Here is an 18,111-nt window from a genome sequence, read left to right on the forward strand (position 1 = left end):
ATAAGGAGTTGAGATGGCACGCGTCAAGCGGGCTGTGAACGCCCAGAAGAAGCGTCGTACCCTGCTGGAGACCGCGAGCGGTTACCGCGGTCAGCGCTCCCGGCTGTACCGCAAGGCCAAGGAGCAGGTGCTGCACTCGATGCAGTACGCCTACCGGGACCGTCGTGACCGCAAGGGCGACTTCCGGCAGCTGTGGATCCAGCGGATCAACGCGGGCGCCCGGGCCAACGGGATGACCTACAACCGTCTGATCCAGGGCCTGCGTCTGGCCGGCATCGAGGTGGACCGCAAGATCCTCGCCGACATGGCTGTCAACGACGCCGCCTCTTTCGCAGCGATCGTCGAGCTGGCCCGGGCCGCGGTCACGGCCGAGGGCACCGGCGGCGCGGCGGCCCAGGCCGCCTGATCCCCCCGCACCAGAGCGAGGCGTCTCCCGTGTCGGCACCGCCGTCCGGGGGGCGCCTCAATCGTGCCGGAGGAACACCCACCATGGCCTTCACCCCGCGTACCCCCAGGGTTGTCGCCGCCCGTCGGTTGCAACGCCGCCGGGACCGCGACGCCGCCGGCCGTTTCCTCGCCGAGGGCCCGCAGGCCGTCCGCGAGGCCCTCGCGCGGCCGGGGGTGGTCACCGAGCTGTTCGGTACGCCCACCGCCCTCGACAGGTACCCGGAGCTGGCCGCCACGGCGGCCCGCGCCGACGTGCCGATCTCCGAGGTGACCGACGACGCGCTCGCCGCGTTGGCCGAGACCGTCGCCCCGCAGGGGCTGGTCGCCGTCTGCCGGCACCTGGACGTGCCGCTGGAGCAGGCCCTCGCGGGCGGGCCCCGGCTGGTGGCGGTCCTCGCCGAGATTCGCGACCCGGGCAACGCCGGCACGGTGCTGCGCACCGCCGACGCGGCCGGCGCCGGCGTGGTGGTCTTCGCCGGGGACGCCGTCGATCCGTACAACGGCAAGTGCGTGCGGGCCTCGGCCGGCAGCCTCTTCCACGTCGACGTGGTGCGCGCCGCCGACCCGGTCGCGGTCGTCGACGCGCTGCGCGCCGCCGGGCTGTCGATCTTCGCCACCACTGGGTACGGCGACGACGACCTGGACGACATGATCGACTACGGTCGCCTCGTCGGGCCCACCGCCTGGCTGTTCGGCTCGGAGGCGCACGGCCTGCCCGAGGCGTTGAGCGCCGCCGCCGACGCCCGGGTGCGGGTGCCCCTGTACGGGCGCGCGGAGAGCCTCAACCTGGCTGCCGCGGCGGCGGTCTGCCTGTACGCTTCAGCGAGAGCACAGCGCTGACGGTGATCGTGCCCGGCGCGACTGACAGCAGGGGAGAGCGTCCGTCCATGAACGCGCCACGGCGTTCGTTTAGCCAGCCCGCCGGTGTCGGCGGGCGGCGGGCCTGACCTGCTCCCTGCGCAACTCCTACCGGCGGGCTGCGGCACAGCCGCGCGTCCGTAGACTCGCCTAGCCGCCCCGATGAGGGCTGGCGCCGCCGTGAGGGAGTGCCCGTACGCCATGACCTACCGCAACGATCCGTACGACCCGAAGCAGGTCGCCCTGCTCGACCCGGCCGCCCTGGCCGAGGCGGTCGCCGACGCCACGAAGGCGTTCACGGCGGCCGCCGACCCGGACGCGCTTACCGCGCTGCGCCCCGCGCACCTCGGTGACCGGTCCCCGGTCTCGCTCGCCCGCCGGGAGATCGGCGCGTTGCCGCCGGCCGCGAAGTCCGACGCCGGCAAGCGGGTCAACGAGGCCCGGCGGGCGATCGAGACCGCCTACGCCGACCGCGCCGAGGTGCTGGAGCGCGAGCAGGCCGAGCGGGTGCTCGTCGAGGAGCGGGTGGACGTCACCCTGCCCTTCAACAGGCGTCCCCGGGGCGCCCGGCACCCGCTGAGCGTCCTGATGGAGTCGATAAGCGACCTGTTCGTCGGGATGGGCTACGAGGTGGCCGAGGGGCCCGAGGTCGACCTGGAGTGGGTCAACTTCGACGCGTTGAACATCCCCGCCGACCACCCGGCGCGCGGGTTGATGGACACGTTCCACATCGCATCCGCCGACGGCTCAGCGGGCTCGGGTCTTGTTTTACGAACGCACACGTCGACGGTGCAGACCCGCACCATGCTCAGCCGCAAGCCGCCGATCTACGTGATCGTGCCCGGCCGCGTCTACCGCACCGACGAGATCGACGCCACCCACAGCCCGGTGTTCCACCAGGCGGAGGGCCTGGTGGTCGACAAGGGCATCACGATGGCGCACCTGCGGGGCACCCTCGACCACTTCGCCCGGGCCATGTTCGGTCCCGAGGCGAAGACCCGGTGGCGGCCGCACTACTTCCCGTTCACCGAGCCGTCGGCGGAGTTCGACGTGTGGTTCCCGGAGCACCGCGACGGCCCGCAGTGGGTCGAGTGGGGCGGCTGCGGGATGGTCAACCCGCGGGTGCTGCGCGCCTGCGGCGTCGACCCGGAGGTCTACTCCGGATTCGCCTTCGGCATGGGCATCGACCGGACCCTGATGGTCCGGCACGGGGTCAGCGACATCCGCCATCTCTTCGAGGGCGACGTGCGGTTCAGCCGCGCGCTCTCCACGGGGGCGTAGGCGATGCGGGTACGAGACACGGGAACGGTGGTCTGACGTCATGCGAGTTTCTGTCAGTTGGCTGCGGGAGTACGTCGACCTCCCCGCCGACCTGCCCACCGGTGACCTGGAGCAGGCACTCGTCGACCTCGGCATCGAGGTCGAGTCCGTGGTGGACCTGCGCGAGAGTGTCACCGGCCAGCTCGTCGTCGGTGAGGTCCGCGAGATCGAGGAGCTGACCGGCTTCAAGAAGCCGATCCGGTTCTGCCGGGTCGACGTGGGCGCCGCCAACGGCACCGGCGAGCCGCAGGAGATCGTCTGCGGGGCGCGCAACTTCGCCCCCGGTGACCGGGTGGTGGTGATCCTGCCCGGCGGTGTGCTGCCCGGCGGGTTCGCGATCGGCGCCCGCAAGACGTACGGGCACAACTCGGCCGGCATGATCTGCTCGGCGAAGGAGCTGGGTCTGGGCGACGACCACTCCGGCATCATCGTGCTGCCGCCGGACGTGTCGGCCAAGCCCGGTGACGACGCGCGGCCCGTCGTCGGCCTCGACGACGTCGTGTTCGAGCTGGAGATCACCCCGGACCGGGGGTACGCGCTGAGCCTGCGCGGCCTGGCCCGGGAGCTGTCGCACGCGTTCGACGTGCCGCTGCGCGACCCGGCCCTGGTGCCCGCGCCGGGTGGCACGCCGACGCCGCCGTACCCGGTGGAGGTCCGCGACACGGTCGGCTGCGACCGGTTCACCGCACGCCTGGTCCGCGGCGTCGACCCGACCGCGCCCACGCCGTCGTGGATGGCCCAGCGACTGGTCACCGCCGGCATCCGCAGCATCTCGCTGCCGGTGGACATCACCAACTACGTGATGTTGGAGCTGGGTCAGCCGATGCACGCCTTCGACGCCGACCGGATCGCCGGACCGCTTGTGGTCCGCCGCGCCGAGGCGGGGGAGAAGCTGACCACCCTCGACGGCGTCAACCGGGTGCTCACCGCCGACGACATGGTCATCTGCGACGACAGTGGTCCTATCTCGCTGGCCGCGGTGATGGGCGGCGAGACCAGCGAGGTCGTCGCCGGCACCACCACAGTGCTCTTCGAGGCCGCCCACTGGGACCCGGCGATGGTCGGGCGCACGGCACGCCGGCACAAGCTGTTCAGCGAGGCCGCGAAGCGCTGGGAGCGGGGCGTCGACCCGGCCGTGGCGCTTGTCGCGCTGGAGCGGGCCGTGCGGCTGCTCACCGAGCACGGCGGCGGCACCCCGAGCGCGGAGATCCTGGACATCGACCACGTCCGCCCGCGTACCCCGATCACCCTGCCGGCGGACCTGCCGACCCGGCGGGTCGGCGTCGAGTACCCGCCGGCGCGGGTCGTCGCCCTGCTGGAGCAGGTCGGCTGCACCGTCGCGCAGGGCGTCGACCGGCTGTCCGAGGACCCGGGCGCGGTGGGCGTGGCCAGCGGCGCGGGGACGGCGCTGAGCGTCACCCCGCCGACCTGGCGACCCGACCTGACCGACCCGGCCGACCTGGTCGAGGAGGTCGTCCGCCTCGACGGGTACGACAGGGTGCCGTCGGTGCTGCCGACCGCGCCGCCCGGTCGTGGGCTGACCCCGCGCCAGCGTCGGCGTCGGGCCGTCGCCGTGTCGCTGGCCGAGCGGGGGTACGTGGAGGTGCTCGCGCACCCCTTCGTGTCGCCGGAGCTGGCCGACCAGCTCGGTCTGCCGGCCGACGACAGCCGCCGCCCCGCGGTGCGGCTGGCCAACCCGCTGTCCGAGGAGGAGCCGCTGCTGCGTACCACGCTGCTCGGCCCGCTCCTCGGCATCCTCAAGCGCAACCTGGGTCGGGGTCACCGCGACCTCGCCCTCTACGAGATCGGGGCGGTCTTCCACCCGCGTCTCGGCGCGGGCAGCCCGCCGGCCATGGGGGTGGACCGCCGCCCGACCGACGCGGAGTTCGCCGCCGCCGACGCCGTGGTGCCGGCGCAGCCGGTGCACGTCGCGGCGGTGCTCGCCGGCGACCTCGACCCGGCCGGCTGGTGGGGCGCGGGTCGACCGGCCGGCTGGGCGGACGCGATCGAGTCGGCCCGTGACGTGCTGGCCGCCGCCGGGATCCCCGACGAGCGGGTCGAGGTGCGTGCCGCCGAGTACGCGCCGTGGCACCCCGGCCGTTGCGCCGAGCTGCGCGTCGACGGCGCGGTCGTCGGGCACGCCGGCGAGCTGCACCCGACGGTGGTGGCGGCGCTGGAGCTGCCGCGGCGTACCTGCGCGCTGGAGCTGGACCTCGACGCGCTGCCGTCGACGCCGGTGACGCCCGCGCCGACGGTGTCCGGCTTCCCGCCGGCGCTCATCGACGTGGCGTTGGTGCTTGACGACTCGGTGCCGGCCGAGCAGGTGCGCCGGGCGCTGGAGGCGGGCGCCGGCGAGCTGCTGGAGGACGTGCGACTGTTCGACGTGTACGCGGGCGCGCAGCTCGGTGCGGGTCGCCGGTCGCTGGCGTACAAGCTCACCTTCCGTGCGCCGGACCGGACGCTCACCGTCGAGGAGGCGCTGGCGGCCCGCGACGCTGCGGTAGCCGTGGCGGCGGAGCGTTTCGGCGCCACCCTGCGCGGCGCCTGAGCGATGCCGGTGCTGGGATGGCTCGCGGTGGCCGCCGTGCTCGCGGTGGCCACCGCCGGCCTGCTCTGGGCTCGCCGGCACCTGCTGCTGGTCGCCGTGGTGGGGCGCAGCATGGAGCCGACGCTGCGCTCCGGTGACCGGGTGCTGGCCCGGCGCGTGCCGCTGGCCCGGGTCCGGCCCGGTGACGTGGTCGTGGTGGTCGCCCCGGCGCAGATGACCGCCGGGCGACCCGCCCGCCCCGACGCTTCGGGCACGCCCGGCCTGCTGATCAAGCGGGCGTACGCGGTGCCGGGTGACCCGGTGCCGGTGGACCGGGTGCCGCTGCTGCGCGGTGGTGGCGAGCGGGTCGTGCCGGCCGGCCGGCTGGTGGTGCTCGGCGACAACCCGTCACAGAGCTACGACTCCCGCGAGTGCGGCTACATCCCGGAGCCGGACGTGCTCGGCGTGGCGGTCCGACCGCGACCGCGCCCGAGCTGAGCACGGCCCGGTGACCCGCAGAACGGTGTGCCGCCCGGCCCCGGGGCCGGGCGGCACACCGTCACCGCCTCAGCAGAGAGCGGACATCGTGCTCGCGCCCGCGCTGCAGTAGTAACCGCAGCTTCCGCAGGTCGTCTTGCAACCAAGGCTCGTGGTGCACCGCTTGAAGTAGCACGTCCCACAGAGCGCGCAGTACGGGTCCGGCGGACAGCCGGCGGCTGCCGTCACCTTGGGTACGAACACGCCGAGCATCCGCTCGCCCAGGTTCTCCAGTCGACGGAACATTCGTTCACCTCCCCTCGATACGGATCGTTGCCGGGACGCTACGGCGGGCCGGTACACCGCCGGTACAGTCGCCGATCCCGTCGACATTCATCGATGTATGTGTGATGTATCCGCCGCTCCTAGCGTGGGCCTCCCGGCAAGGAGGTGGCGCACGGATGCGAGCCCTGGAACTGACCGCACGGCTGCTGTTGGCCCTCGTGTTCCTCGCCGCGGTCGTCGGCAAGCTGCGGACCCGGGCGGGATTCGCCGAGTTCGTCGGCTCGGTGGGCCAGTTCGGCGTACCCACCCGCTGGGCGCCGCCGGTCGCCCGCCTCGCGGTCGCCGCCGAGGCCGCCGTGGTGGTGCTGCTCGCCCTCGGGCGGACGGCCCCCGCCGGGCTGGTGCTCGCCGCCGGGCTGCTCGGTGTGCTCACCGCCGCGATCGTCGGGGCGCTGCGCCGCGGCGCCCGACCCGCCTGCCGCTGCTTCGGCGTCGGTGCCGCGCCGATCGGCGCCCGGCACGTGACCCGCAACGTCGTCCTCGCCGTGGTGGCGCTGCTCGGTCTGCTCGGCTGGGCCACCGCGGCCGGGCCGCCGCCGTCCGCGCCGACCGTGCTGCTCGCCGTCGGCATCGCGGTCCCGCTCGCCGCCGTGGTGGTCCGCCTCGACGACCTGGTCGCCCTCTTCGCACCCACACCGTCGCGGCCGACCCGCCCGGCCGGGCGGCACTGACCCCGGTTCGCATCCCCGCACCCCGAAGGAGCCCCCATGGCGCTGTTGACCGTCGCCGTCGTCCTCGTCGCCGCCCTCGGCCTGCTCAACCTGGTCCTGATGCTGGGCGTGATCCGCCGCTTGCGCGAGCACTCCGACCTGCTCAGCGACCAGCAGGGCCAGCCACCGGCGGTCATGCTGGAGGTGGGCTCGATCCCCGGCGACTTCGTCTCCTCCACCCTGGACGGTCGGGTGCTCGCACGCGCCGACCTGCCGCCGATGACCCTCGTGGCGTTCCTCTCGCCGAGCTGTGAGCACTGCGAGGAGCAGTTGCCGGTGCTTGTCGACCGGGCGCGGGCGATGCCCGGCGGAGCCGAGCACGTCTGGATCGTCGTCGTCGGCAAGGGCCCGGAGACCCAGCCGTACGCCGAGCAGTTCGCCGGGCTGGCGACCGTCTTCGTCGAACCCGGCACCGGTGCGCTTCCGCTCGCGTTCGGCGTCAAGGGCTTTCCCGCGTTCGGCCTGCTCGACGAGCGCGGGATCGTCGCGTCGACGGCGTTCGGCATCGCCCGGTTGGACCTGCCGGTGGCGCGGTGACCGGGTTCCGGCTGGTACCGCGACGGGCCGCCCGGCACGCCCGGGCGGCCCTCGGCCTGACCTGGCGGGCGGCTCCGGCGGGCACCGCGGCGGACCTGGTGCTCGCGATCCTGGCCGGGTTGACCCCGGTGCTCGTGGCCGCCCTGACCAAGCTGCTGCTGGACCGACTCACCGGCGGGGGCACGGGCGGGGTCCCGCTGACCGCGCTCGCCGCCGGGCTGGCGGTCGCCGCCGCGCTCGGCACGGTCCTGCCGCACCTGCGCACGTACGTGGCGGCGGAGCGGACCCGGGCGGTGTCGCGGCTGGTGCGTCGCCGGCTGTACGACGCGGTGCAGCGCCTGATCGGGCTGGTCCGGCTGGAGGACCCGGAGTTCCAGGACCGGTTGCAGGCGGCCCAGCAGACCGGCCACATCGGCCCCACCCAGCTGACCGGCAACGCGTTCGGCGCGGTGCAGAGCGTGCTGGCGATGGCGGGGTTCCTCGGTGTGCTGCTGGTGCTCAACCCGCTGATCGGGGTGCTGGTGCTCCTCGCCGCGCTGCCCACCCTGTGGATGCAGCTACGGCTCAACCGGGCCCGCGCGGCGATGGTGCTGCGGCTGGAGCACTTCCAGCGGCGGGACCTGTTCTTCGCCCAGTTGCTGGTGGGTGTGCCGGCGGCGAAGGAGGTGCGGCTGTTCGGGCTGGGCCGGTTCTTCGGCGACCGGATGCTCGACGAGCTGCACGGCATGCATCGGGTGGAGCAACGACTCGACCGTCGGGAGGTACGCGCCCAGGCGGTGCTCGGCCTGCTCGGCGCGACAGTGGCCGGCATCGGGGTGATCTACACGATCTCGGTCGCCCGATCCGGCGGGCTGACCGCCGGCGACGTGGTGATCTACCTGGCCGCCGTGCCCGGGGTGCAGGGCGCGCTGGGCAGCCTGGTCGGCCAGCTCGGCGCGATCCACCAGGCGCTGCTGCTCTTCGACCACTACGACCAGGTGGCGCACGTCGAGTCGGACCTGCCCGTGCCGGCCACCCCCCGACCGGTGCGGCCGCTGAGCGAGGGCATCGAGCTGCGCGACGTCTGGTTCCGCTACTCACCGCAGCATCCGTGGGTGCTGCGCGGCGTGAACCTGCACCTGCCGGCCGGCGCCACCACCGCGCTGGTCGGGCTGAACGGCGCCGGCAAGAGCACCCTGGTCAAGCTGCTGTGCCGGTTCTACGACCCGGAGCGCGGCAACATCCTCTGGGACGGGGTCGACCTGCGCGAGCTGGACCCGGCGGCGCTGCGGGCGCGGTTGGGCGCGGTGTTCCAGGACTTCATGCCGTACGACCTCAGCGCCGCGGAGAACATCGCGCTTGGCGACCTGAGCGCGCGCGACGACCCGGAGCGGCTGCGCGCCGCCGCCCGGTACGCCGGCATCGACGACGCGTTGGCCGCGTTGCCGCGCGGCTACGACACCCTGCTGACCCGGATCTTCTTCGACGGCCCGGACCGGGACGACCCGCAGGCCGGGGTGGTGCTCTCCGGTGGCCAGTGGCAGCGGGTCGCGCTGGCGCGGGGGTTCCTGCGGGCCGACCGGGACCTGCTCATCCTCGACGAGCCCAGCTCGGGTCTGGACGCCGAGGCCGAGCACGACCTCAACCAGCGGCTGCGTGAGTTGCGCCGGGGCCGGACCAGCCTGCTCATCTCGCACCGGCTCAACGCGGTGCGGGACGCGGACGCCATCGTGGTGCTCGCCGACGGGCAGGTCGTCGAGCACGGTGACCACGACCGGTTGCTCGCCGCCGGTGGCGGGTACGCCCGGTTGTTCACCCTGCAGGCCCGTGGCTACCGCCAGGACGCGCCGGCCCCGGCCTGACCGGGGCGGTCCCGCCGGCCTCGGTGGCGGCGAGTTCGACGGCGTAGAGCCGGACGAGGTCGCCGATGTGGAACCGGCCCGGCCCGGCCGGCTCGGCGAGCTGCGCGGCGACCAGCCGGTCCAGCGCGCGCGCCGCGTCCTCCGGCGGCGCTCCGGTCAGCGCGGCGGTCAGCTCCGCGGTGACCGGCCCGGGGTGGGCCCGGCAGAGCCGGAGGAAGATCGGCGCCGCCGAGCCGAGTCGGCGGTAGCTGGCGCCGAGTCGAGGCCCCAGCCCGGTCTCGGCGAGCCGGTACCGCTCGTCGCGCAGCAGCCGCGCCAGCCGGCTCAGCGACCAGTGCGGCCCCTCGCTCAGCCGACGGGACGCGGTACGCAGCGCGAGCGGCAGCCGCTCGCAGAGGTTCACCACCGCCGACGCCGCTTCCGGCTCCTCGTCGACCGGGCGGTCTCCGGCGGTCGCCCGCAGCAGCGCCATCGCCTCGGCGGCCGGCAGCGGGTCGAGCCGCAGCGAGGGTGCGTCGCCGGTGGTCACCGGGGTGCGGCTGGTCACCAGCAGGGCGCATCCGCCGCGTACCGGCAGCAGGTCGTCGACCTGGGCGGCGTCGGCGGCGTTGTCGAGCACCAGCAGCACCCGGCGGTCGAACAGCAGGGACCGGACGCGGGCCCGGGCCTCCGCGAGGCCGGCCGGCTCGTCGGCGCCCGGGTGCAGGGCCCGCAGCACGCGCGTGGCGACCTGCAACGGCGGCGGCGGGCAGTCGGCGACCGACCCGCCGAGGTCGAGGTGGAGCTGGCCGTCGGGGAAGGCGTCCAGCACCTCGGCCGCGGCGCGCAGGGCGAGGGCCGACTTGCCGGTGCCGGCCATGCCGAAGACCGCGACGGTGACCGGCTGCCGCCGGGCAACGGCCAGGGCGTCGCGCAGCCGGGCCAGCTCGGTCCGCCGGCCCACGAACGGGGCCGCGGGGCAGGGCAGCTCGTGCGGTACGCGTGGCCCGCGCGGATCGACCGGACGGTCGCGGGTGTGCGGGGCGACGCGCCGCCGTTGCGGAACCGGCGACCGCGGCGCGTGCCGGCGAACCTCGCGATACAGGTCGGTCAGCTCCGGCCCGGGCGCGACACCCAGCTCGCCGTCGAGGGCCCGGCACGCCGCCCGGTAGCTCCGCACCGCGCCGGCCTGGTCTCCCGCGCGGTGCAGGGCGGTCATCAGCAGCGCCCACGCCGGCTCGCGCAGCGGATGCTCGCCGACGTGGTCCCGGAGCAGGGCCAGCAGCGCCGGCGTGCCGGGGTCGCCCAGGTCCAGCCGGCAGGCCGCGTACGTCTCCCGGGCGCCGGCCCGTCGCTCGCGCAGACGGTCGAAGGCCGCCGCGGTCGCCGGCCCGTACGCCGGGGGTGGGTCGGTCGGTGACCAGAGCGCCAGCGCGCGGCCCAGCAGGGTGGCGGCCAGCTCGGGCTCACCGCCGATGCGGGCCGCGTGTCCCTCGGTGGCGAGCCGTTCGAACTCGGCGGCGTCCAGCTCGCCCGGCTCGACCCGCAGCAGGTAACCGCCGTGCTCGGTGGGCAGCCGGGCCGGGTGGCCGGGGGAGTCGAGCAGGTGCCGTAGCCCGCTGGCGTGGCTGCGCAGGTTCGCCACGGCGGAGGCCGGTGGTCGTCGGCCCCACAGCTCCTCGCGGAGCCGCTCGACAGGCACCGACACGCCGGCATGCAGCAGCAGAGTGACCAGGAGAGCGGTGGGCCGGCCGGCGGGCACCCGCAGGGTCTGCTCGCCGTGACGCACCCGGACCGGACCGAGGATCTCGAACGACAGCGCCACGGCGTCCTCCGTCAGGTGCCCCCACGCGGACCGGACGAGCCGACCCACCACCGTCAGGAAATGATGCTAGTCGATTGAGTGGTCACTCAGTCGAGTCCTTTTCGACGGACCCTCATGCACATTCCCATGCAGTAGGCTGTATGAACTTGCAAGATAATCCCTCTCTTGTTACCGTTTCCTGCATAGTCATGCGGAGGTGAGTATGGGGATCCGAGTCGCGGTCGCCGGAGCGAGCGGGTACGCCGGGGGTGAGTTGCTGCGCCTGGTCGCCGGACACCCGGAGTTCGATCTGGTCGCCGCCACCGCGCACCGACAGGCCGGGCACCGCGTCGACGTGGTGCACCCTCAGCTCACCGGGCTCGACCTGGTGCTCGGCGAGACCGACCCGTCGACCCTGGCCGACGCCGACCTGGTCTTCCTGGCGCTGCCGCACGGCGAGTCGGCGGCCCTCGCGGCGCACCTGCCGTCCGAGGTGCGCATCGTCGACCTGGGCGCCGACCACCGGCTCGCCGACCCGTACGCCTGGGCGCAGTACTACGGCGGCACGCACGCCGGCCAGTGGACCTACGGGCTGCCCGAGCTGCCCGGCCAGCGGGAGCTGATCGCCGGGTCGACCCGGGTCGCCAACACCGGCTGCTACGCCGCCGCGATCACCCTGGCCCTCGCGCCGCTGATCGCCGACGGTGCGGCCAACCCCGCCGACGTGGTGGTGGTCGCCGCCTCCGGCACGTCCGGCGCGGGCCGGGCGGCGAAGCCCCACCTGCTCGCCAGCGAGGTGCTGGGGGACCTGTCGCCGTACCGGGTCGGCACCCACCAGCACGTGCCCGAGATCAAGCAGGCGACGGGGGCGACCGGCCTGTCGTTCACCCCGGTCCTCGCGCCGATGCCGCGCGGGATCCTGGCCACGGTCACCGCCGTGCCGGCGCGCGGGGTCGACCCGCAGCAGGTGCTGGCGCAGGCGTACGCGGACGCGCCGTTCGTGCACGTGCTGGCGGAGGGGCGTTGGCCGCACACCGCGGCGACGTTGGGTTCCAACTCGTGCCACCTGCAGGCCACCGTCGACGTCGACTCGGGTCGGTTGATCGTGCTCAGCGCCCTGGACAACCTGGGCAAGGGCGCCGCCGGTCAGGCCGTGCAGAACGCCAATCTGATGCTCGGCCTGCCGGAGACGACGGGCCTGTCGGTCTGGGGAGTCACACCATGAGCGTCACCACCCCTCGGGGTTTCCGGGCGGCCGGCGTGGCCGCCGGTCTGAAGGCCAGCGGCGGCGCGGACGTCGCGCTCGTCGTCAACGACGGCCCGGACGCCGGTGTCGCCGGTGTCTTCACCACCAACCGGGTCAAGGCCGCGCCGGTGCGCTGGACCCAGCAGGTCGTGCAGGGCGGCGTGGTCCGCGCGGTGGTGCTCAACTCCGGTGGCGCCAACGCCTGCACCGGCCCGGCCGGCTTCCAGGACACGCACGCCACGGCCGAGCACACGGCCACGGCGCTGAGCGCGGTCAGTCCGCGGCTGCTCCTCGGCGCCGGGGAGGTCGCGGTCTGCTCCACCGGCCTGATCGGTGAGCGGTTGCCGATGCCGAAGCTGCTTCCCGGGGTCCGTGCGGCGATCCGGGGGCTGTCGCGCGACGGCGGCCCGGCCGCCGCCGAGGCGATCATGACCACCGACACCCGACCGAAGACCACTGTGGCGCGGGGCAGCGGCTGGACGGTCGGCGGGATGGCCAAGGGCGCCGGGATGCTCGCGCCGGGGATGGCCACCATGCTGTGCGTGCTCACCACCGACGCGGTGGCCGGGCCGGCGGCGCTGGACGAGGCGCTGCGGGCGGCCACCCGGGTCACCTTCGACCGGGTCGACTCCGACGGCTGCATGTCCACGAACGACACCGTGCTGTTGCTGTCCAGCGGCGCGAGTGGCATCGAGCCGACCCCTGCCGAGTTGGCCGCAGCGGTGACCACGGCCTGCCACGACCTCGCCCAGCAGTTGGTGGCCGACGCCGAGGGCGCCACCAAGCAGGTCGCCATCGACGTGGTCGGGGCCGCCGACGAGGACGACGCGGTAGAGGTGGGCCGCTCGGTGGCCCGCAACAACCTGGTCAAGACCGCGCTGTTCGGCAACGACCCGAACTGGGGCCGCATCCTCGCCGCGGTCGGCACGACCGCCGCCGCGTTCGAGCCGGACGAGGTGGACGTGGCCGTCAACGGGGTGTGGGTGTGCCGGGGCGGCGCGGCCGCCGAGGACCGCTCGAAGGTCGACCTCACCGGCCGGGACGTGACGATCCGGATCGACCTGCACGCCGGCGACGCGGTGGCGACGATCTGGACCAACGACCTGTCCCACGCGTACGTGCACGAGAACTCGGCGTACTCCACGTGAGCGCGAGGAACGCAGCGCAGCGGAGTCCCGCAGTCGCGAACGAAGGGCAGGCACGGTGAGTCTCAGTGGCGATCTCACCCGCGCCCAGGTCAAGGCGGAGACGCTGATCGAGGCCCTGCCCTGGCTGGCGCGTTTCTCCGGCTCGACAGTGGTGGTCAAGTACGGCGGCAACGCCATGACCGAGCCTGCGTTGCAACGGGCGTTCGCGGCCGACATGGTGTTCCTGCGCTACGCCGGTCTGAAGCCGGTGGTGGTGCACGGCGGCGGTCCGCAGATCTCCGCCATGCTGGGCCGGCTCGGCATCGCCAGCGAGTTCCGGGGCGGCCTGCGGGTGACGACCGCCGAGGCGATGGACGTGGTCCGGATGGTGCTGGTCGGGCAGGTGGGCCGCGAGCTGGTCGGGCTGATCAACTCGCACGGTCCGTTCGCCGTCGGGCTCTCCGGCGAGGACGCCCGGCTGTTCACCGCGGTGCGCCGCCCCGCGTACGTGGACGGGGAGCCTGTCGACGTCGGCCAGGTCGGCGACGTCGAGTCGGTGGACACCTCGGCGGTGACCGACCTCATCGACGCCGGCCGGATCCCGGTGATCTCGACTGTCGCGCCGGACGCCGACGGGGTGCTGCACAACCTCAACGCGGACACCGCGGCCGCCGCGCTCGCCGTCGCGTTGCGGGCCCGCAAGCTGGTCGTGCTCACCGACGTGGCCGGCCTGTACGCGGACTGGCCGGACACCACGAGCCTGGTCTCCGAGATCACCGCGGACGACCTGGCCAAGCTGCTGCCCAGCCTGGAGTCGGGGATGGTGCCCAAGATGGAGGCGTGTCTGCGCGCGGTGCGCGGGGGTGTGCCCGCCGCGCACGTCGTCGACGGTCGGGTGGCGCACTCGACGTTGCTGGAGGTCTTCACCTCGGAAGGGTTCGGAACGATGGTGGTGCTTCAGGACGGGATGGTCGGGGCATGAGCAACCTGGTGCAGCGGTGGACGCAGTCCATGATGGACAACTACGGCACGCCGCCGCTGGCGCTGGTCTCCGGCGCGGGCGCCGTGGTGGTCGACGAGGCCGGCCGCGAATACCTCGACCTGGTCGGTGGGATCGCGGTGAACGCCCTCGGTCACGCCCATCCGGCGGTGGTGGCCGCGGTGTCCAAGCAGGTCGCGACGCTGGGGCACGTCTCCAATCTCTACGTCGCCGAGCCGCCGGTCGCCCTCGCGGAGCTGCTGCTGGCGCTCGCCGGCCGGCCCGGCCGGGTCTTCTTCGCCAACTCGGGTGCGGAGGCGAACGAGGCCGCGTTCAAGCTGTCCCGCCGCACCGGCCGCACGCACGTGGTAGCCACCAACGGCGCGTTCCACGGTCGCACCATGGGCGCCCTCGCCCTGACCGGGCAGCCCGCCAAGGCCGACCCGTTCCGGCCGCTGCCCGGCGAGGTGACCCACGTCGACTACGGCGACGTCGCCGCCCTGGAGGCGGCCGTCACCGACGCCACCGCCATGGTGATCCTGGAGCCGATCCAGGGCGAGAACGGCGTGGTCGTCCCGCCGGCCGGCTACCTGGCGGCGGCGCGGCGGATCACCGCCCGGCACGGGGCGCTGCTGGTGCTCGACGAGGTGCAGACCGGCATCGGCCGGACCGGGCACTGGTTCGCCCACCAGGCCGAGGGCGTGGAGCCCGATGTGGTGACCCTGGCCAAGGGGTTGGGTGGTGGTCTGCCGCTCGGCGCGACGGTGGCCTTCGGCCGGGCCGCGGACCTGCTCACCCCGGGCTCGCACGGCACCACCTTCGGCGGCAACCCGGTGAGCTGCGCCGCCGCGCTCGCCGTGGTGGCCACCATCGCCAACGAGGGGCTGCTCGACCACGTCAAGCGCGTCGGCGAACGGCTGCGCCGGGGCGTCGAGGCGCTGGGCCATCCGCTGATCGACGGCGTACGCGGGGCGGGGCTGCTGCTCGGCGTGACGCTCACCGCGCCGGTGGCGCCGGTTCTCGCCGAGGCGCTGCGGGACGCCGGCTTCCTGGTCAACGCGGTACAGCCGGGCGTGGTCCGGCTCGTCCCGCCGCTGATCCTCACCGCCGCCCAGGTCGACGCCTTCCTCGCCGCGCTTCCGGCGGCCCTGGACGCGACCGCTGCGGCGACCGCCGAAACCGACGCGACGCCGACCACCACCACGACGGGAACGACCGCATGATCCGGCACTTTCTGCGCGACGACGACCTCTCGCCCGCCGAGCAGTCCCGCGTGCTCGACCTGGCGGCGCGGATGAAGGCCGACCGCTTCGGCCACCAGCCGCTGGCCGGTCCCCGCTCGGTGGCGGTGCTCTTCGACAAGCAGAGCCTGCGCACCAGGATCTCGTTCGACGCCGGCATCGCCGAGCTGGGCGGACATCCCCTGGTCGTGGACACCCAGGTCACCCACTTCGGTCGGGGCGAGACGCTCGCGGACGCCGGACGGGTGCTGTCCCGCTACGTCGCGGCCGTCGTCCTGCGTACCCACGGCGACGACCGGATCGCCGAGGTGGCCAGCGGCGCGACGGTTCCGGTGATCAACGCGCTCACCGACGGCTTCCACCCCTGCCAGCTGCTGGCCGACCTGCTCACCATCCGGGAGCGCTGCGGCGGCACGGCCGGCCGCACCCTCACCTACGTGGGCGACAGCGCCAACAACATGGCGCAGTCGTACCTGCTGGCCGGGGCGACTGCCGGGATGCACGTGCGGATCGCCGGGCCGGACGGCTTCGCGCCGGACGCGGCGGTCGTCGACCGGGCCGCCGAGATCGCCGCCGGCACGGGCGGGTCGGTACGGGTGCTTACCGACCCGGCCCAGGCGGTCCGTGACGCCGACGTGCTGGCCACCGACACGTGGACGTCGATGGGGCAGGAGGCCGACGGGCTGGACCGGGTCACCCCGTTCCTGCCGTACCAGGTCAACAAGGAGCTGCTCGGCCACGCCGCGCCGGACGCGATAGTCCTGCACTGCCTGCCCGCCCACCGGGGTGAGGAGATCACCGACGAGGTGCTCGACGGTCCGCAGAGCGCGGTCTTCGACCAGGCGGAGAACCGGCTGCACGCCCAGAAGGCGCTGCTGACGTTCCTGCTCGGAGCCACGACGGGGGGCGCCGCGACCGGCGACGCCGCCACCGGGACGACGCGATGAGCGCTCCGCTGACCCGCGCCGCCCGGCACGCCCGGATCGTGGAGCTGATCCGGGACCGGCAGGTGCGGTCGCAGACCGAGCTGGCCGACCTGCTCGCCGCCGACGGCGTCGTCGTCACCCAGGCCACCCTCTCGCGGGACCTGGAGGAGCTGGGCGCGGTCAAGGTGCGCGGCGGCGACGGCCCGGCCGTCTACCTGATCCCGGAGGACGGCAAGCGGCCGCTGCGCGACGCCGAGGCCGCGCCGGCCCGGCTGGTGCGGCTGCTGCGTGAACTGCTCAACGGGGTCGACTCCAGCGGCAACATCGCCGTGCTGCGGACCCCGCCGGGCGCGGCCCAGTACCTGGCCAGCGCGTTGGACCGGGCGGGCCTGCCCGAGATCGTCGGCACCATCGCCGGCGACGACACCATCCTCGTCGTGGCCCGCGAGGCCGTCGGCGGGGCCGCGCTCGGCGACAAGCTCGCCGGCTGGGCCCGCCGGGACGACACCGTCGAAGGGAACACCACGTCATGACCGAGCGGGTCGTCCTCGCGTACTCCGGGGGATTGGACACCTCCGTGGCGATTCCCTACCTGGCCGAGCAGACCGGCGCCGAGGTGATCGCGGTGGCGGTCGACGTCGGGCAGGGCGGGGAGGACCTCGACGCCATCCGGCAGCGCGCGCTTGACTGCGGCGCCGCCGAGTCCGAGGTCGTCGACGCGCGCGACGAGTTCGCCGCCGACTACTGCGTGCCGGCCATCCGGGCGAACGCCCTCTACATGGACCGCTACCCGCTGGTGTCGGCGCTGTCCCGGCCGCTGATCGTCAAGCACCTGGTGGCGGCCGCGCGCACGCACGGCGGGACGATCGTGTCGCACGGCTGCACCGGCAAGGGCAACGACCAGGTCCGGTTCGAGGTGGGCCTGAACGCGCTCGCCCCCGACCTGAAGATCATCGCCCCGGCCCGGGACTTCGCCTGGACCCGGGACAAGGCGATCGCGTTCGCCGAGGAGAAGGGGCTGCCGATCGACGTGTCGGCGAAGTCCCCGTACTCGATCGACCAGAACCTGTGGGGTCGCGCCGTGGAGACGGGCTTCCTGGAGGACATCTGGAACGCGCCGGTCGAGGACCTCTACTCGTACACCGAGGACCCAGCGGAGCCCCGCGACCCCGACGAGGTGGTGATCACCTTCGACGGCGGCGTACCGGTCGCCATCGACGGCGAGACCGTCACCCCGTACCAGGCGATCCTGGAGCTGAACCGGCGTGCCGGCGCGCAGGGCGTCGGCCGGCTCGACATGGTCGAGGACCGCCTGGTCGGCATCAAGAGCCGTGAGGTGTACGAGGCGCCCGGCGCGATCGCGCTGATCACCGCCCACCAGGAGCTGGAGGCGGTGACAGTCGAGCGGGACCTGGCCCGGTTCAAGAGGAGCGTGGACCAGCGCTGGGGCGAACTGGTCTACGACGGCCTGTGGTTCTCGCCGTTGAAGGCCTCGCTGGACGCGTTCGTCGACGACGCGCAGCGGCACGTGAGCGGCGAGGTGCGGTTGACCCTGCACGGCGGGCGGGCCACCGTCACCGGCCGGCGCTCCGAGGAGAGCCTGTACGACTTCGGGCTGGCCACCTACGACACCGGGGACACCTTCGACCAGACCCTGGCGAAGGGTTTCGTACGACTGTGGGGCCTGCCGAGCGGGCTTGCCGCGGCGCGCGACGCCCGGCTGGGAGGGTGACGACCATGGGGACCA

General features: G+C 74.0%; 17 protein-coding genes. 15 read left to right on the top strand and 2 right to left on the bottom strand.

The annotated features are described in order from the left end of the window. Positions 1-13: 13 nt before the first annotated feature. The 5 genes from rplT (at position 14) to MILUP08_RS13445 (ending at position 5,650) form a co-directional block, all read left to right on the top strand. On the top strand, positions 14-406 hold the full coding sequence (gene rplT, locus MILUP08_RS13425; protein ID WP_007458417.1) for a 50S ribosomal protein L20: 393 nt from the start codon (positions 14-16) through the stop codon (positions 404-406). A gap of 83 nt (positions 407-489) precedes the next feature. After that, positions 490-1,287 carry a TrmH family RNA methyltransferase gene (locus MILUP08_RS13430; protein WP_007458419.1) on the top strand — a complete coding sequence of 266 codons (798 nt, stop codon included), beginning with the start codon at positions 490-492 and terminating at the stop codon, positions 1,285-1,287. 219 nt (positions 1,288-1,506) lie between these two features. After that, positions 1,507-2,586, top strand: coding sequence for a phenylalanine--tRNA ligase subunit alpha (gene pheS, locus MILUP08_RS13435; protein WP_007458421.1), 1,080 nt, complete (start codon positions 1,507-1,509; stop codon positions 2,584-2,586). A gap of 40 nt (positions 2,587-2,626) precedes the next feature. Next, entirely contained in the window at positions 2,627-5,173 is a 2,547-nt protein-coding gene (pheT, locus tag MILUP08_RS13440) for a phenylalanine--tRNA ligase subunit beta (protein WP_007458422.1), read from the top strand. Between the two features lie 9 nt (positions 5,174-5,182). Beyond that, a complete protein-coding gene (locus MILUP08_RS13445; protein ID WP_237747061.1) occupies positions 5,183-5,650 on the top strand; it encodes a S26 family signal peptidase in 468 nt (155 codons plus the stop codon). Positions 5,651-5,719: 69 nt separating this feature from the next. On the opposite strand, the gene MILUP08_RS13450 is transcribed toward MILUP08_RS13445, so the two are convergent. Further along, positions 5,720-5,935 carry a hypothetical protein gene (locus tag MILUP08_RS13450; protein ID WP_007458426.1) on the bottom strand — a complete coding sequence of 72 codons (216 nt, stop codon included), beginning with the start codon at positions 5,933-5,935 and terminating at the stop codon, positions 5,720-5,722. 155 nt (positions 5,936-6,090) lie between these two features. Between MILUP08_RS13450 and MILUP08_RS13455 the strand changes: the two genes are divergently transcribed. Genes MILUP08_RS13455 through MILUP08_RS13465 form a run of 3 tightly spaced genes read left to right on the top strand, consistent with a single transcriptional unit; the run spans position 6,091 to position 9,062 of the window. Next, a complete protein-coding gene (locus tag MILUP08_RS13455) occupies positions 6,091-6,645 on the top strand; it encodes a MauE/DoxX family redox-associated membrane protein (RefSeq protein ID WP_007458428.1) in 555 nt (184 codons plus the stop codon). A gap of 36 nt (positions 6,646-6,681) precedes the next feature. Next, entirely contained in the window at positions 6,682-7,221 is a 540-nt protein-coding gene (locus MILUP08_RS13460; protein WP_007458430.1) for a TlpA family protein disulfide reductase, read from the top strand. Further along, a complete protein-coding gene (locus MILUP08_RS13465; RefSeq protein WP_007458432.1) occupies positions 7,218-9,062 on the top strand; it encodes an ABC transporter ATP-binding protein in 1,845 nt (614 codons plus the stop codon). The genes MILUP08_RS13460 and MILUP08_RS13465 overlap by 4 nt, the downstream gene beginning before the upstream one ends. On the opposite strand, the gene MILUP08_RS13470 is transcribed toward MILUP08_RS13465, so the two are convergent. Then, the gene (locus MILUP08_RS13470) at positions 9,013-10,866 is read right to left on the bottom strand and encodes an AfsR/SARP family transcriptional regulator (protein ID WP_007458433.1); all 1,854 of its coding nucleotides are present in this window, start codon (positions 10,864-10,866) and stop codon (positions 9,013-9,015) included. The genes MILUP08_RS13465 and MILUP08_RS13470 overlap by 50 nt on opposite strands. Positions 10,867-11,068: 202 nt before the next feature. On the opposite strand from MILUP08_RS13470, the gene argC reads away from it, so the two are divergent. Genes argC through MILUP08_RS13505 form a run of 7 tightly spaced genes read left to right on the top strand, consistent with a single transcriptional unit; the run spans position 11,069 to position 18,096 of the window. Then, positions 11,069-12,070 carry an N-acetyl-gamma-glutamyl-phosphate reductase gene (gene argC, locus MILUP08_RS13475; RefSeq protein WP_007458435.1) on the top strand — a complete coding sequence of 334 codons (1,002 nt, stop codon included), beginning with the start codon at positions 11,069-11,071 and terminating at the stop codon, positions 12,068-12,070. After that, positions 12,067-13,239, top strand: a complete 1,173-nt coding sequence (gene argJ, locus MILUP08_RS13480) for a bifunctional glutamate N-acetyltransferase/amino-acid acetyltransferase ArgJ (RefSeq protein ID WP_007458437.1) — start codon at positions 12,067-12,069, stop codon at positions 13,237-13,239. The genes argC and argJ overlap by 4 nt, the downstream gene beginning before the upstream one ends. Before the next feature lie 55 nt (positions 13,240-13,294). Then, positions 13,295-14,200 carry an acetylglutamate kinase gene (argB, locus tag MILUP08_RS13485; RefSeq protein WP_007458439.1) on the top strand — a complete coding sequence of 302 codons (906 nt, stop codon included), beginning with the start codon at positions 13,295-13,297 and terminating at the stop codon, positions 14,198-14,200. Further along, the gene (locus tag MILUP08_RS13490) at positions 14,197-15,420 is read left to right on the top strand and encodes an acetylornithine transaminase (protein ID WP_007458441.1); all 1,224 of its coding nucleotides are present in this window, start codon (positions 14,197-14,199) and stop codon (positions 15,418-15,420) included. The genes argB and MILUP08_RS13490 overlap by 4 nt, the downstream gene beginning before the upstream one ends. Beyond that, positions 15,417-16,385, top strand: a complete 969-nt coding sequence (gene argF, locus MILUP08_RS13495; RefSeq protein WP_007458445.1) for an ornithine carbamoyltransferase — start codon at positions 15,417-15,419, stop codon at positions 16,383-16,385. The genes MILUP08_RS13490 and argF overlap by 4 nt, the downstream gene beginning before the upstream one ends. Then, positions 16,382-16,897 (top strand): arginine repressor, encoded by a 516-nt coding sequence (locus tag MILUP08_RS13500; RefSeq protein WP_007458448.1) that lies wholly within the window; start codon positions 16,382-16,384, stop codon positions 16,895-16,897. Before argF ends, MILUP08_RS13500 begins: the two co-directional genes overlap by 4 nt. Beyond that, positions 16,894-18,096: an argininosuccinate synthase gene (locus MILUP08_RS13505; RefSeq protein WP_007458450.1), complete on the top strand. Its 1,203-nt coding sequence runs from the start codon at positions 16,894-16,896 to the stop codon at positions 18,094-18,096. The genes MILUP08_RS13500 and MILUP08_RS13505 overlap by 4 nt, the downstream gene beginning before the upstream one ends. Positions 18,097-18,111 lie beyond the last annotated feature (15 nt).

Origin of the sequence: Micromonospora lupini str. Lupac 08, from assembly GCF_000297395.2 — a bacterium.
GTDB classification, from domain to species: domain Bacteria; phylum Actinomycetota; class Actinomycetes; order Mycobacteriales; family Micromonosporaceae; genus Micromonospora; species Micromonospora lupini.

What these genes read in the sequence shown, in the direction of transcription:
- rplT (WP_007458417.1), top strand. Translation starts at nt 14, where the DNA reads ATGGCACGCGTCAAGCGGGCTGTGAACGCCCAGAAGAAGCGTCGTACC.
- MILUP08_RS13430 (WP_007458419.1), top strand. Translation starts at nt 490, where the DNA reads ATGGCCTTCACCCCGCGTACCCCCAGGGTTGTCGCCGCCCGTCGGTTG.
- pheS (WP_007458421.1), top strand. Translation starts at nt 1,507, where the DNA reads ATGACCTACCGCAACGATCCGTACGACCCGAAGCAGGTCGCCCTGCTC.
- pheT (WP_007458422.1), top strand. Translation starts at nt 2,627, where the DNA reads ATGCGAGTTTCTGTCAGTTGGCTGCGGGAGTACGTCGACCTCCCCGCC.
- MILUP08_RS13450 (WP_007458426.1), bottom strand. Translation starts at nt 5,935, where the DNA reads ATGTTCCGTCGACTGGAGAACCTGGGCGAGCGGATGCTCGGCGTGTTC.
- MILUP08_RS13455 (WP_007458428.1), top strand. Translation starts at nt 6,091, where the DNA reads ATGCGAGCCCTGGAACTGACCGCACGGCTGCTGTTGGCCCTCGTGTTC.
- MILUP08_RS13460 (WP_007458430.1), top strand. Translation starts at nt 6,682, where the DNA reads ATGGCGCTGTTGACCGTCGCCGTCGTCCTCGTCGCCGCCCTCGGCCTG.
- argC (WP_007458435.1), top strand. Translation starts at nt 11,069, where the DNA reads ATGGGGATCCGAGTCGCGGTCGCCGGAGCGAGCGGGTACGCCGGGGGT.
- argJ (WP_007458437.1), top strand. Translation starts at nt 12,067, where the DNA reads ATGAGCGTCACCACCCCTCGGGGTTTCCGGGCGGCCGGCGTGGCCGCC.
- MILUP08_RS13490 (WP_007458441.1), top strand. Translation starts at nt 14,197, where the DNA reads ATGAGCAACCTGGTGCAGCGGTGGACGCAGTCCATGATGGACAACTAC.
- argF (WP_007458445.1), top strand. Translation starts at nt 15,417, where the DNA reads ATGATCCGGCACTTTCTGCGCGACGACGACCTCTCGCCCGCCGAGCAG.
- MILUP08_RS13500 (WP_007458448.1), top strand. Translation starts at nt 16,382, where the DNA reads ATGAGCGCTCCGCTGACCCGCGCCGCCCGGCACGCCCGGATCGTGGAG.
- MILUP08_RS13505 (WP_007458450.1), top strand. Translation starts at nt 16,894, where the DNA reads ATGACCGAGCGGGTCGTCCTCGCGTACTCCGGGGGATTGGACACCTCC.